Below are 14,363 nucleotides of genomic sequence, written 5' to 3'. Positions count from 1 at the left end.
ACGATGAGTAATAATCGAGAGAGTATTAACGCCAAGGTGAGCAATAGTACTCAAGGTTGTGTAAATTTCACCCTTGACCTAGTCGCAGAAAACGCTTTATTACTGAGCTGGCAAGCCAAAATATCGCTCACACAACACAATGAAATTATTGCCTTACAAGCTATGATTACCCAGCAGTTGGGTGAGTTAATTATAGAAACAGTGGCAAGCTATCATTGTTTAATGGTTTATTATTGCCCGCAACTTAGCTCAAGCCTGCAAGTGATCGACAAAATTAACCGCGTCGCCAAAAACGCTAGCCATAAACACAGTAATGGCTATCACCAAGATAATAATCCAAACAATAAATTAACCCATCAAGCTGACCATGGCCATCACATTAAAATACCGGTTTACTACGACCGTGAGCAACAGTGGGATTTAGCCGACGTTGCCAAGCGCTGTAATATGTCAATCGATGAGGTGATCAAACAGCACAGTGCTCACACTTACCACGGCTATGCTTTAGGTTTTACGCCAGGATTTTGTTACTTGGCCAGTTTACCTAAAAGTTTACAGCTGCCTCGCAAGTCTTCACCGCGCATAAAAGTACCTAAGGGCGCTGTGGCGATTGCTGAGCAGCAAAGTGCTATTTATCCAATTGAAAGTCCCGGTGGCTGGCATATTATCGGCCAAACCCCGTTAGCTATGTATGAAAGTCACAATGGTCAGTTCAATGCCAGCATTCAGGTTGGGCAAAATGTGCAGTTTTATGCTATTTCAAAAGCTGAATTTCTTGCACTACAACAAGGTGTAGCGGAATGAAGCAAAATTTTCTTGAAATTATCACCATGAATGGTCAAGCAAGTATTCAAGATCTTGGCCGCCTTAATGCTCAACATCTTGGTTTTAGTGCCAGTGGCGCCGCCGACGAATTTGCTTTCCTTAGTGGCAATAAAATTATCACTAAGGAAATCAGCATTAAACCTCAGCATCATATTGCCAAGATAAATAATAAACTAGGCAATGATGCAGCAATAGAAATAACCTTAGGGCAAATCAGTTTCAAAGCTAATGCCGCTTGTAACATAGCTATAACCGGCGCTGACTGCCAAGCTAAAATCAATAATATGACTATCAATAACTGGCAATGCCATCAACTACACGCCGGCGATATTATTGATTTTGCTATGCCAAAAACCCAGTTACATAGTTATCTGACCATACTGGGTGGCTTTACTTGCCAAACAGCACAACAACCCTGGTTAGGCAGCTTAGCTCAAACCGTTAATGAAATGGCCTTAGGCTTCACTGGCGAAGCGTTAAGGGTCGGGAGTAAACTTTATTTTTCAACACAAAATCAGCCAGTAGCTGAGGCCACGCCAGCACAAACAACTCAGCTAGCGTCATTAAAAGCAAATAGGCCGACAACAGCGCCAGCCTTATTTTACCCACAGCAAAAACTGACCTTACGTGTTATGCCCAGTCGCTTATTTTTACAAATGAGTAGCGCGCAACAGCAACAATTTCTAGCCACTGAATATATTATTTCACCTGATAGCAATCGCATGGGTTATCGCCTACACGTTAAGCCCACAAAAACGTCATCGCCTGATAAAAAAATACTGACTCAGCAGTTACGCAGCCAGTATTTATTATCCATGCCAGTGACTTACGGCATGGTGCAGTTTCCTGACAACGAACAACCAATTATCTTAATGAAAGAGCGACAAACCATGGGGGGTTATCCAGTACTTGGCACTGTAATGCAAACTGACTTATTTCGTTTAAGCCAAATGCGTCCTGGGGGGGAAGTGGCATTTTCCTTAATTACTCACCCACAAGCCCAGCAGCAATTACAGGCATTTTACCAAAAACTATACTGATACCTTTTTTAGCGAGAGCTAAAAATAACCTAAAGGTAGAATGGCGATCGATAAAAGCTTAGAATAGCGACCGCTTTACGATTTGGTCTTACGCAGGTACTGCTTTGTTATTAATGATCGACAATTATGACTCTTTTACTTTTAACCTAGTGCATTATTTTCAAGCGCTGGGACAAGAAGTTAAAGTCTGTAGAAACGATGAAATCAGCTTAGAGGAAATTGCCGCGTTAGCACCGCAATATATTGTTATTTCCCCTGGACCTTGTGACCCTAACGCGGCGGGTTTATCGCTAGCGATAATCGAGAGGTTTAAAGGCCAAATTGCCATATTAGGCGTATGCTTAGGACATCAATGCATTGCCCAGCACTTCGGCGCTAAAGTAGTTAAAGCTAGCAAAGTTATGCACGGTAAAACCAGCGTTATTAGTCATAATGAGCTAGGATTATTTAGCACATTAAAACAGCCATTAACCGTCACACGCTATCACTCCTTGATTGTTGATAAACAATCTTTACCTGATGAGCTAGAAATAACCGCTTGGATAACTGAAAATGGACAGCAAGATATCATGGCTTTGCAACATAAATATTTGGCCATTGCCAGTGTACAATTTCATCCTGAATCTGTGTTAACTGAACAGGGTCACCAATTATTGCAAAATTTTATTGATCAATATTCAAATAAAATAGATGATGATGCTGAGCCCAGTTAAGCTTTAAGATAAAAATATAAACCTCTAAAAATCAATAGCTCCTAATGAAATAGCTTAATAGGCCGATAACCTAGCGAGCACAAAATATTATAAATTGATAACGAATACTGATAATGAAGTCCTGATGCAAATATTTGAAAATAATAAATTAGTTTACGCTATCTATAGTCGAGCACTGAGTCTGACGATTAGTAAAGACTTTGCCAACCTAAAAAGTGGCAAAATAAATATGACTAAGCAACAAGACAGTGAGCAGTTTCACCGTCGACGTGAGTTACTGGCGGTAGAAGAAGAAGCTAACAAAAAAAAGATCATTCAAGCACATGGCCAAGAACATTTTAAAACACAAGTAAAGACTCAATTTTTTAAGCGGGTTAATGCCCAAGTTGATAAAGAGTTTAATAATAAAGCAAACCTCTACATGAATGTTTTAAAAATAGAAGATGCTGCACCTTCTATTATGGAAATATTAGCAGTAAAAGCCGCAAGTATTAATCGCATCACACCACTGGCGAAAAAATTACCTTGGTTATGTAGTGAATTAATCAATTTGGTCAACAAACCTCAGTACCGTAAACGCTCAGACATACAAGTAACAGAACCCCATTTAGCCTTAAGTTATGTTGGTTTAGACAACCTTAAATTGGTCATGCCAATATTTATGCTCAAGCATTGGTTACCCACCCACACAACACCTTACCCTTTAATGAAAAGGAAACTATGGAACGATAGTTTATCGGTCGCTTTAGCAGCACAGGTATTAGCGAAGGAGCAAGGCTTAGATGAATTCACCGCCTTCACCGCTGGTATGTTAAGTAACTTAGGCTTATTAGCGGTTACCCGTGGGTTTTTAAATACCTATAGTGAGCTTTATAATCAAGAGCTGCGCAGCGCTTATGAAAGTAAGGATAAAAAACTCCATGATGCTTTATTAACACTCGACGTGGCGCCCGAATTATTACTTGAGCAGTTACTTCAACGCAGCAGTAAAGTGGCGGCAGACATGGTTGAACTCATGCGCTTTGATCGTTTACAAATTACTGAACCGTTATTCGATCTAGCCTACGCGATTAATATCGATCACATGTGCCCAATTGCTAAGCTAGTCACCAAGGCCAAAGCTTATGTCACTTTTAGAAGCTTGGCAAAAGAAGATCTCATCAACACCGATGAAGCAAAAATACTGCTCGCAGCGGGTAAACTAACAAAAAATGACATTACCTTACTCAAGAAAAGTGATATCAACCATATAAAATTAACCTTTAATTAGCGCCTATTGACCTTTTAATGCAGTGTTTGTATAAATTTATTCTACCCTTCTAGTCACTAGTAACAGCTTATTTCCTTGCGCTTACTTTAAAATAAATGGCTATAAAGTCAGCTAAAAGCTAAATTGTGCTAATTTATTTTTGATTAATTATGAAACATTGCCAGTAATTGCAGTTCACCGTAAGTGACATAAGCCGTTAGCCACACCCATTAAATTAATGAACTCGACCATTTTCGTGAAAAAAAACAGCAAACATAGTTATGCAGTAATAATGAATAAAAACGGCTAAACCTTTACTTTACAAGGGCTTCAGCGCATTTCGACAAGACACTGTCTGTTTTTTCTGTCATAATACGTGCCTATTTTAATTAGTCCTGCGATTAAATATTGCATACTAGTTAATTCATTTAGTTTTGCTAGCGTTGATGCCCAAAGCTAATAAACAACTATTGATTACACTATCCTAAATATAAGAGGAATTTACAATGTCTAACCACTTCCCAGTAAATCGTGAGTTATTTGATGATGTTATGGTACCTAACTATGCACCGTCTGCTGTCATACCTGTTCGCGGTCTAGGTTCACGTGTTTGGGATCAACAAGATCGTGAGTTTATCGATTTTGCTGGCGGCATTGCCGTTAACTGTTTAGGACATTGTCATCCTGCATTAGTTGCCGCGTTAACCGAACAAGCTAATAAAATTTGGCATTTATCTAATGTGATGACTAACGAGCCTGCATTACGTTTAGCGAAAAAATTAACTGATAGCACCTTTGCAGATAAAGTCTACTTTGCTAACTCAGGTGCAGAAGCTAACGAAGCGGCCTTAAAATTAGCCCGTCGTTTTGCCCTTGAAAATTTTAGTGCAGAAAAATCACAAATTATTGCTTTCAAACAAGGCTTTCATGGTCGCACCTTCTTCACCGTTACAGTTGGCGGTCAAGCAGCTTACTCTGATGGTTTTGGCCCTAAACCTGGCGACATCGACCATGCTGAATATAATAACTTAGACAGTTTAAAAGCCATTATGTCTGACAAAACTTGTGCCGTAGTCATGGAACCATTACAAGGTGAAGGTGGTGTTGTTTCACCAACAGATGAGTTTGCTAAAGGTGTTCGCGAACTTTGTAATCAACATAACGCTTTATTAATTTTTGATGAAGTTCAAACCGGTGTTGGCCGTTTAGGCGAGCTATATGCCTATATGGGTTTAGGTGTTACACCCGATATTTTAACCTCAGCTAAAGCACTAGGTGGTGGTTTCCCTATTGGCGCTATGATCACAACAAATGATATTGCTCAACACCTTAAAGTAGGTACACACGGTAGTACATACGGTGGTAACCCATTAGCCTGCGCTGTCGCCGAAGCAGCATTTGATACCGTTAATACGGTTGAAGTGCTAGACGGTGTTAAAGCAAAAGCAAAACTTTATGTTGCAGGTTTAAATGCTATTAATGCTAAGTACCATATGTTTAGTGAAATTCGTGGTAAAGGCTTATTAATTGGTGCGGTATTAACTGAAGCATACCAAGGTCGAGCAAAAGAATTGTTAAATGCGGCACTGGAAGAAGGTCTAATGACCCTTATTGCCGGCGCTAACATTATGCGTTTTGCTCCTTCATTAGTTATTCCTGATGAAGATATCGTAGAAGGTTTAGCGCGTTTTGAAAAAGCCGTGGCTAAATTAGCTAAATAAGTCATTCATTATTATAGCGTTCAAATACCTTAAGATACTCAGGCATTTGAACGTATTATTGAGAGTTTTCTATGATTATTATACGCCCTATTCAAAACAGTGATTATGATGCACTTCATCGCATTGCTGTGGAGTCAGGACACGGTTTTACATCACTACCGGTCAACGAAGAACTGCTGAAAAAACGTATTTCTCACGCTGAAGTTTCCTTTGATAGCACAGTTACCCAACCTGGCAATGAAGGTTACCTCTTTGTTATGGAGGATACCGAAACAGGCGCGGTTGTTGGCACCAGTGGCATTGAAGCGGCGGTGGGTTTGGATGATGCATTTTATCATTACCATTTAGGTAAGGTTGTGCACAGCTCTCGTGAGCTTAATATATATAATACCGTTGAAACATTGTCATTATGCAATGACTATACGGGTGCCTCTGAAATTTGTACTTTATTTTTAAGCGAAAGTCACCGCAAAAATAGTAACGGACGCTTCTTATCACGTGTTCGTTTTCTCTTTATGGCAGAGCACACAGAACGTTTTGCTGAAACCGTTATCGCAGAAATGCGCGGTGTTTCAGACGAAGACGGTTCATCACCCTTTTGGAAGTGGCTAGAAGAGCACTTCTTCTCGCTAGATTTCCCGACAGCAGATTACCTTACCGGTATAGGTAAGAAAGTATTTATTGCTGAGCTGATGCCGAAATACCCGATTTATGTCAACTTGTTGAGCCCAGAAGCACAACGGGTGATTAACAAGGTACATCCAAAAACAGTACCTGCGTTAAGACTGCTTGAAGCTGAAGGCTTCTCACGCCGTGGTTATGTCGATATTTTTGATGGCGGCCCAACAGTTGAAACACAAACAGCCTTAGTGAAAACTGTCTGTCAAAGTCAACAATGCCAAGTATTGATTGGCGAAGTAGCAACCGACAATAACTATATTATTTGTAATCGCAAAGTAGCAGATTTTAGAGCAACACAAGCCGCCGTGTTATTACGTGAAACAGCGAATCAAGTCGTGGTATCACAAGCGGTTGCTGATGCGCTAATGGTTAATGAAGGAGATTGGGTGCGCCTAATCTCAAATTAATCATCTAATTAATACACTCATGAGCGATACACGCACAGAGGAATCAACTATGTCACAAAATATACAACTTATTAATGGTCGCTGGACAGCAGGTTTAGGCCATGAAATTTTTTCAAAAAACCCAGCTAAAAATCAAATCATTTGGCAAGGAAATACCGCTTCTGTAGCACAAGTTGACGAAGCGGTTCTGTCTGCGCGTGCAGCGTTCGACACTTGGTCTAATATGACTATTGACGCACGTATTGCTATTGCGGTGAAATTTGCTGAATTACTGACTGAAAACAAAGAAGCGTTCGCCACCACTATTGCGCTTGAAACCGGCAAACCACTTTGGGAAACCCGCACAGAAGTGGGCGCTATGGTAGGTAAAATAGCGATTTCAGTACGCGCTAATGAAGAACGTACTGGCACGGTTGAAAACCCAATGCCAGGTGCAAAAGCCTTTATTCGTCATAAGCCTCATGGTGTTGTCGCCGTTTACGGTCCTTATAATTTCCCTGGTCACTTACCCAACGGTCATATCGTTCCTGCACTTATTGCCGGTAATACCATCGTATTCAAACCAAGCGAATTAACGCCTATGGTTGCTGAAGAAACCTTAAAACTATGGTTACAAGCAGGTCTTCCTGCTGGCGTTATCAACATGGTGCAAGGTGAAGTTGAAACGGGTAAAGCACTAGCTAATCACCCACAAATTGATGGCTTATTTTTTACTGGTAGTTCGACGACAGGTCACTTTTTACATGAACAATTTGGTGGCCAACCCGGCAAGATTTTAGCGCTAGAAATGGGCGGCAATAACCCATTAGTCGTGAAAGATGTCAGTGATATCGATGCCGTAGTACACGATATTTTGCAATCAGCTTTCATCACAACAGGTCAACGTTGTACCTGTGCTCGCCGCTTATTTATTGAAGCTGGCGCACAAGGCGATGCTATTTTAGCTAAATTAGTGGCGAGTACAGCAGCGATTAAAATTGGTTATTTTGACGATGAAGAGCAACCTTTTATCGGCTCGATGATTTCTGAAAAAGCCGCACTAAGTTTAGTTACCGCACAGCAACAGCTGCTTGACCTTGGCGCAACATCGCTTGTGATGATGAAGCACCTTGAAGTAGGTACAGGCTTTATCTCACCAGGTATTGTTGATGTAACAAACATCTCAACAATGCCCGATGACGAACACTTTGGCCCATTACTTAAAGTGTACCGCTATAGTGACTTTGATGCTGCTATTGACGAAGCTAACAATACGTCATTTGGTTTATCTGCTGGCTTATTAAGTGACAGCGAGGACCTGTATAATCACTTCTTCCGTCGTATTCGTGCCGGTATTGTCAACTGGAATAAGCCGATTACTGGCGCTAGCAGTGCCGCACCTTTTGGTGGTATTGGCGCCAGTGGTAATCACAGAGCCAGCGCATTTTATGCTGCTGATTACTGTGCCTACCCAGTAGCATCAGTTGAAGCTGAAAAAGTATCATTACCAGCGACATTAAGCCCTGGTTTATCAATTAAGTAATCGCAACATTTTAATTGTAATGAAACTTCACTGCCCATTAAAAAAAGCTGGGATCCGTCCCAGCTTTTTCAAAAACATCGATCAAATATAGCCACCTGCTCTGAGTGGTTATCTAGTGTGCTGTCCTAAAAATTATTTACCTATCGAGTTAAATGCTTAATTAAAAATTGAGTTAACTACTTGTTAAAAAAATTTTTAAATAATAAATAGCCTTACATACCATTCAGCCAACTTAAACTACTGACACTAATTTACTTAATGCATTAAGGATTTTCACATGACACCCGTTAAAAATTTATTTAATAACATTTGGCAAAACTACTTAGAAGTCACGCCTTCAGCTCATAAATTGCACCAGCTTTTAAGTACCGGTGACGATTTAATCAACGACCATGTTGCTTATCGCACCTTTAATATTTCGAAAGTAAATATCGCTAAAATTTCCACACACTTGCTTAACTTAGGTTACAAAGAATGTGGTGAATACCACTTTGTAGCAAAAAAACTATACGCAAAACACTTTGAGCACTCAGACACTAATTTACCAAAAGTATTTATCAGTGAACTGTTAGTAGAAGAGTTTTCATTGCCCGTACAAGCTATTATTGAGAAAATGGTTGCTGGTATTAATGAAGTGGATATTAATCTTGATAGCTTTTTATATTCAGGCACTCATTGGCAAGTTAGCCACCAAGAATATCTAGACTTGTTGGCCGAAAGTGAATACGCAGCATGGGTTGCTGCCTGGGGCTACCGCGCCAACCATTTCACTGTTAGCATTAATCACTTAGAAAACTATGACTCAATTGAAACTGTGAATGCCGCAGTTAAAGCCAACGGTTTTACGCTCAATAGTGCCGGTGGAGAAATCAAAGGTGATGAAACTGTTAAACTAGAGCAATCTTCAACCATGGCTGATCATGCTTTAGTTGAGTTCTCAGATAAAACTATTGCCATTCCAAGCTGTTTTTATGAATTTGCCAAACGCTACCCGATGGAAAACGGTGAACTTTACACAGGTTTTGTTGCTGCATCTGCCGATAAAATTTTTGAAAGCACTAATGCTGCGGCTTAATACCTGAGATTATAATGACGCCTTTGGTTAACACTATAGGTGTCAACTCTGCACCTTATTGAACGCTAAGCTAAGGCTTGTGGGCTTCGCTTCTTTTTAACTGTCTTATCATAACAATTGATTACTGTAAAAAAGCCTCTTGATTATCAGCTTAATTTACGAGTAAAGTAGGGTTACGATAAAGTGAGAGATATATAAAATGGTTACCAATACTGACGGTTATATTCATATAATTGAATATTTAACCGCTCATTTAAACTTGTTTGAAAATAGCGTCCATAACACACAGGCCAAAAGCTCAGTGTTAGAGGTAATAGAACAAGAAATGAGTGAACAAATTATTACCTTATGCAACCAAAACAAGACCCTAGCCTTTAATCAACGAAATACTATTATTCGAGAAGCCGATGCCATTGTTTATGACTTACAAGAAATATTGTCTGGTGTCGTCAATAACTCTGTGACAAACGAGCAGTTAGTATTTATTAAAGAGTTTACGATGTTAATTAAAAATTTATTTGATACTGAACTCCACAGTTAGCTTATACCTTTGCCGTGCGGTTGAGTTTTATGAAAAATAGCTACGTTAACGTACTGCTTTTTCAGCTATGGGGCTCAGTAATCAGCTGTTATTAACCTGTTAATCACTTAGACCCTATAATTACAAGTAGACCTATGTTATCTGAATTACCACAAAACCATTTATGTAGCGTAACCCTCTTGGGTAACTTGGTAAATAAACCTGATATTCGTTATCAAGCCAATCCGGTTATTGCTTCTGCTGAATTTACCTTAGCCACGCACAGTCGTTGGTTCGATAAAGCCAGTAATAAATTTAAAGAATGGACCCGCTATCATACGGTAAAAGTTATTGGTGAAATTGTTGAACGTGCGCTTATTCACGCCGATAAAGGTGACATTATATTAGTGCAAGGCTACTTAATTAATAGTAAAAAAAATAACCGTGAAATTATCCACGCGAGTTATGCACAAACCTTCCCTAAAGGTTACGCACAATCTATCAATCAAATTCATTACAGTGGCCATATTATTTCTGATATTAAAGTTCTTACCACAGAGCACAATAAAACCTTAACTGAAGTCATTGTGGAATCGAAACAACATATATTTTCCACTATTACTCCGCAAAGCCATGTGGTGACAATACAACGCCCAGTCCATGTTTGGGGTAAACAGGCACTTTATCTTGCTAAACATGGCAAAAAACATGATCAAATAATAGTTGACGGAAAGTTAAGCTATCTTAATAATAAGGACAAGAATCAATTTATAGATGCACAGCAAGCAGTTTTACTTGCTAAGCACTAAACGCATGGACTGCTTATTATTAATTTATATGGAATTCAATATTTTATGGACAAAAATGACAGAATAAATCATTTTAAGCTGTATTTTATTTACGCACTGGTCGCCGTTTTCAGTCAAGTGGTACATGCCATAGCGCCAATCGCCAATGATTTGGAATTATCAGCGATAGCTAACTTGAGTAAAGTGGCATTAAAAAATGACCAATGGCTTAGTGTATTACCTGTTATAGGGAATAAAAATCAATACTTTATAGCCACTAAAGCGGGGAGGATTTATCAATTAAATAATAATGAAATAGCTCAATCCGCTTTTTTTGATTTAAAATTAGCTTTAGAAAATCCCAGCATTATTGCACTAACTGCGATTACCTTAGATCCAAATTTCTCCTATCGTGACCGTGATGGCTACCATACTTTTTACACTGCCCATACCGAAGCCAGCCAAAAAACAACCTCAAAGTTAAGCCCCAAAAATATAAAAATTAACCTCCCTTTTGATACGGTTATAATGCGCTGGCAAATATCCAGTGTACGAAACACTATTCCTAAACTGATTCAACAAGATGAAGTTATACGTATTGCCATTGCTCAGCAGCAAGAGAATATTCCTCAATTAAGTTTTAACCCTTATCTTCCCTCTTGGCACAATGATTTTGGTTTACTTTTTATTACCCTTGCGCGCAGTGATACTTTGAAAAATGAAGCACTTTACGATGGGGCAATACTGCGTATCAAACCAGCAGAACAGGGTTTGAATAGCTATACCATTCCTGCCGATAACCCTTTTACAAACACCGCTGATATTCACAATGAAATTGTTTTTATCGCAGGGGGAAAAACTGAAAATTTTGACTGGATAAAAAATAATACGCATAGCTTACTGGTACAATTTAACCAACCCGATGCTAATGTACTCATCGCAGCGAACATTGGTGATGACTGGCGGAAAGCTATCCCACAAGCACAAATAAAAAAACACTTACCTGCGGTAAGCACTCAAGGTAAAACCTTACTTTATCATGGAAGAGAACAAGAAAATTTGCGGGGTAAAGCCTTGCACTTACGCGACATAGAAAACAATTGGCAATTGCAAGCCATAGTATTACCTTCAGTTTTGAGTAGCGAAGATAAAAGTCAAGATACCCGGCATAAACTCATCAGACCAAATGCAAACGAACCAGCCAAATTTAGTTTACATCAAAGCCACAATGGCGAGCTATTATTGCTTGAACATAACCAACAGCGCTTATATCGCATTAAAGTGCCTAAAATTGTCAGCAGTAAAACTGCTATTACGGATTATGCATTAAGTACTTCGAATAACAGCAGTGCTTTTGCTTTGATGTTTTTATTAAGCTTTATTGTCGCTGGCTATTTTTGGTATTCTAAAAAACATACCATTAAGAAACAAAGGGTTTTGCATGAGCAATGGGCCAACTTTGAGCTTGATAAGACAAAAAAATCAATCTCTCTGTACAAACGTCACGCCAAAGCGGCTGAACTAACCCTTAACCTATCAGCAATAACTTGCAGTGAAGTATTATTGAACGATGAAGTTATTTCAACCATCAGTGCTGATTCAACACCCACCTTCTCAAATGATCTGGAAGATCAAGTACTGACTGCTTTTGCAAAAGAGCATAGATTTAAAATGGTTAATGAAAAACAGAGAACCATTCAATTACGCTTAACTGATGATCAGCAAAACCGCTACCTATTTTGCTTGTATTTTCGGGTTGATGATACCCGTCATACCAAACTTAAATACAATAAAGTTATTGATAATGTGATCGACTGGCAGTGGTTATTTGCCCAACATGTCAACCCAGATAAAACCTTTAAGCGAAAAATTAAAGTTCAGATTCCCCGTGAAAATTCCGCTAATAGTGTGGCAAAACAGTCAACTTTGGCACAAAAATTACGCGCCAAAATATTTGAAGATGATTCAACACAAGTAAAACACAGCCTGGATATTTCGCTTGATAGCTCAGCTGAAGATAACCTTGTAGTGAATACAGATTCGCAAAATAGCGAAGCAGAGGCAAGCAATATTGACACTAAGCTAGTTCTTGCTTTAGACAAACTAGTGATGATGAAAAAACAAGGCTATTTAAATGAGCGTGAGTTTACTATTGCCAAAACAAAAATTTTAAAAAACTTAGCTAACAACTAAGGCCGAATACTTAATGCAATACAAGCGGTTTCAACCATAGGTGAACTAGTTAACAACGCTTGTATTTACTCAGAAAGCAGCGCAAAATGCGGCCAGTTTTTTGTATTGGGTTGCTTTATAGCAATCTTATCGCTAAGATTTTTCCTGTTAGTATTAATACTTTTTTAAAATTATTGCCCACAACTAAACATTATAAACATCAGTCGCATGACTAATGTTTATAATGGCGATAACTTTTATATTGATATCGATCAACAGCTCCTACTTATTGGTATCAATAAAAAAAAGTTGTCACCGCTCATCTTTCAGGCAAACTTTTACTACTATGGGTTTAATATTTAACTAAGGCAAGGCAATCAATTGTTTAAAACAAAGTCAGCGTTAAGGTTAAGCCTTTTTGCCAGTATAATATCGTTACTTTTGGCGCTTACCTTAGCGATGCTATTACTCGGTGACTATGGCATTAGTATGCAAAATTATTTGCATACTTTAATTCCATCCACCTTATTGGGTGGCTTAATATTTACCTTACTTTTTACACCCGCAATGGCACTTGGCCTCCCTCGACAAGTTGCTGCGTTAAGCGCCGGCTTTTTATTCAGTGCTGGCTATGGCATGGTCTTAGCAACAGTAGCTGCCGTTTTGGGCTGCTTGATAACCCTGGTGCTAGCGCGAAAACTATTTGCGAATAAAGTGCAAGATTATTACCCTCAGAAATTAGCGAAAGTTAGCAAATTCTTTTGTCAGAACACTTTTTTAAAAGCCCTGATTATCCGTCTCTTACCGGCTGGGTCAAACTTCCTCACTAACATTCTGGCAGGTACCGCAGGTTCGCCTATAAAGCCTTATGTCTTAGGCTCAGCACTCGGCTTTATGCCGCAAATGACTATATTTGCATTAATGGGCGCGGGCTTACAAGTTAATGGACAACAGCAACTGATTATCAGCATTGTCTTATTGGTCATTGCCCTACTACTAAGTAGCTACTTGTATCGAAAAACTCGACACAACTTAACTTTGAGTTAATTCATTTGGTAAATTGAATGCGTAGATTCACTTAGTAGATTCAGCTAAAGCCTGAAAAATAGCCACAAGTAACTCAATATTCAGTTATTTCTGAGCGTTTTCATTCAGTATTCCACAGCTGATTTGATGATAGAAATGTAACGGTACTTAGTTAAGCCCTGTACTTTTCTGTCATTTTTATGCAGCTAAGTTTGTTTAAGATTATCAAACTGACGCTTCGACTTTGATTTCAGTTCAGCAGGGGACATTGTTTAGGGTTATTGCATTATTATACTGAGCATAATAGACTGACATTGTACTGTTGAATTTATCTTCTCCCCCATTTAATTCCAGGCTATCAAGGCCGCTCCTAAAACAGTAAAAACAAGGAAAAGTATTTGTCGATACTTTTTGGTAGTAGTAACACAATATTGACTTTGCCAGTGCATACGCAAATGTCAGCACTACTCATCAGATGAGATACACTTAGATAGCGTGTTACAGATACTAAGTACCCATATTAACTTTACCAAGGTTTGTCACTGGCTAAGTTCAAAGCCAACAATAGCGTAACAATATTGGAGTGACAGGTAGCTAGGCTACTAGGCAGAGCCAAAAGTTAAT

At 39.0% G+C, this 14,363-nt stretch carries 12 protein-coding genes; all 12 read left to right on the top strand.

The genetic code is table 11. The annotated features are described in order from the left end of the window. Nucleotides 1–3 precede the first annotated feature (3 nt). The 12 genes from pxpB (at nt 4) to H4J46_RS09480 (ending at nt 13,760) form a co-directional block, all read left to right on the top strand. Nucleotides 4–804 carry a 5-oxoprolinase subunit PxpB gene (gene pxpB, locus H4J46_RS09535; protein WP_182233263.1) on the top strand — a complete coding sequence of 267 codons (801 nt, stop codon included), beginning with the start codon at nt 4–6 and terminating at the stop codon, nt 802–804. Further along, on the top strand, nt 801–1,865 hold the full coding sequence (locus H4J46_RS09530) for a biotin-dependent carboxyltransferase family protein (protein ID WP_182233262.1): 1,065 nt from the start codon (nt 801–803) through the stop codon (nt 1,863–1,865). The genes pxpB and H4J46_RS09530 overlap by 4 nt, the downstream gene beginning before the upstream one ends. A 104-nt stretch (nt 1,866–1,969) precedes the next feature. Then, nucleotides 1,970–2,578, top strand: a complete 609-nt coding sequence (locus H4J46_RS09525) for an aminodeoxychorismate/anthranilate synthase component II (RefSeq protein WP_182233261.1) — start codon at nt 1,970–1,972, stop codon at nt 2,576–2,578. 124 nt (nt 2,579–2,702) lie between these two features. Next, a complete protein-coding gene (locus H4J46_RS09520) occupies nt 2,703–3,848 on the top strand; it encodes an HDOD domain-containing protein (RefSeq protein ID WP_182233260.1) in 1,146 nt (381 codons plus the stop codon). Nucleotides 3,849–4,333: 485 nt separating this feature from the next. Continuing rightward, the gene (locus tag H4J46_RS09515; RefSeq protein WP_182233259.1) at nt 4,334–5,548 is read left to right on the top strand and encodes an aspartate aminotransferase family protein; all 1,215 of its coding nucleotides are present in this window, start codon (nt 4,334–4,336) and stop codon (nt 5,546–5,548) included. Between the two features lie 71 nt (nt 5,549–5,619). Next, nucleotides 5,620–6,636, top strand: coding sequence for an arginine N-succinyltransferase (astA, locus tag H4J46_RS09510; protein ID WP_182233258.1), 1,017 nt, complete (start codon nt 5,620–5,622; stop codon nt 6,634–6,636). 49 nt (nt 6,637–6,685) lie between these two features. Then, nucleotides 6,686–8,158, top strand: coding sequence for a succinylglutamate-semialdehyde dehydrogenase (gene astD / locus H4J46_RS09505; RefSeq protein WP_182233257.1), 1,473 nt, complete (start codon nt 6,686–6,688; stop codon nt 8,156–8,158). Nucleotides 8,159–8,435: 277 nt separating this feature from the next. Then, nucleotides 8,436–9,233 (top strand): DUF1338 domain-containing protein, encoded by a 798-nt coding sequence (locus H4J46_RS09500; protein ID WP_182233256.1) that lies wholly within the window; start codon nt 8,436–8,438, stop codon nt 9,231–9,233. Between the two features lie 199 nt (nt 9,234–9,432). After that, nucleotides 9,433–9,774 (top strand): DUF3802 family protein, encoded by a 342-nt coding sequence (locus tag H4J46_RS09495; RefSeq protein ID WP_182233255.1) that lies wholly within the window; start codon nt 9,433–9,435, stop codon nt 9,772–9,774. 134 nt (nt 9,775–9,908) lie between these two features. Beyond that, nucleotides 9,909–10,562 carry a single-stranded DNA-binding protein gene (locus tag H4J46_RS09490; protein WP_182233254.1) on the top strand — a complete coding sequence of 218 codons (654 nt, stop codon included), beginning with the start codon at nt 9,909–9,911 and terminating at the stop codon, nt 10,560–10,562. 45 nt (nt 10,563–10,607) lie between these two features. Further along, a complete protein-coding gene (locus H4J46_RS09485; RefSeq protein WP_182233253.1) occupies nt 10,608–12,734 on the top strand; it encodes a hypothetical protein in 2,127 nt (708 codons plus the stop codon). A 360-nt stretch (nt 12,735–13,094) separates the two neighbouring features. After that, the gene (locus tag H4J46_RS09480) at nt 13,095–13,760 is read left to right on the top strand and encodes a TVP38/TMEM64 family protein (protein ID WP_182233252.1); all 666 of its coding nucleotides are present in this window, start codon (nt 13,095–13,097) and stop codon (nt 13,758–13,760) included. Nucleotides 13,761–14,363 lie beyond the last annotated feature (603 nt).

The sequence above is a fragment of the Colwellia sp. MB02u-6 genome (genome assembly GCF_014077095.1).
GTDB lineage: Bacteria > Pseudomonadota > Gammaproteobacteria > Enterobacterales > Alteromonadaceae > Cognaticolwellia.
Note: the sequence above shows the minus strand (reverse complement) of the source record. Positions and strands in the feature narration are given on the sequence as shown.

Bases quoted from the DNA above. Each gene is read 5' to 3' on its own strand.
- H4J46_RS09495 (WP_182233255.1), top strand. From the start codon at position 9,433: ATGGTTACCAATACTGACGGTTATATTCATATAATTGAATATTTAACC.
- H4J46_RS09485 (WP_182233253.1), top strand. From the start codon at position 10,608: ATGGACAAAAATGACAGAATAAATCATTTTAAGCTGTATTTTATTTAC.
- astA (WP_182233258.1), top strand. From the start codon at position 5,620: ATGATTATTATACGCCCTATTCAAAACAGTGATTATGATGCACTTCAT.
- H4J46_RS09530 (WP_182233262.1), top strand. From the start codon at position 801: ATGAAGCAAAATTTTCTTGAAATTATCACCATGAATGGTCAAGCAAGT.
- pxpB (WP_182233263.1), top strand. From the start codon at position 4: ATGAGTAATAATCGAGAGAGTATTAACGCCAAGGTGAGCAATAGTACT.
- H4J46_RS09490 (WP_182233254.1), top strand. From the start codon at position 9,909: ATGTTATCTGAATTACCACAAAACCATTTATGTAGCGTAACCCTCTTG.
- H4J46_RS09515 (WP_182233259.1), top strand. From the start codon at position 4,334: ATGTCTAACCACTTCCCAGTAAATCGTGAGTTATTTGATGATGTTATG.
- H4J46_RS09500 (WP_182233256.1), top strand. From the start codon at position 8,436: ATGACACCCGTTAAAAATTTATTTAATAACATTTGGCAAAACTACTTA.
- astD (WP_182233257.1), top strand. From the start codon at position 6,686: ATGTCACAAAATATACAACTTATTAATGGTCGCTGGACAGCAGGTTTA.
- H4J46_RS09520 (WP_182233260.1), top strand. From the start codon at position 2,703: ATGCAAATATTTGAAAATAATAAATTAGTTTACGCTATCTATAGTCGA.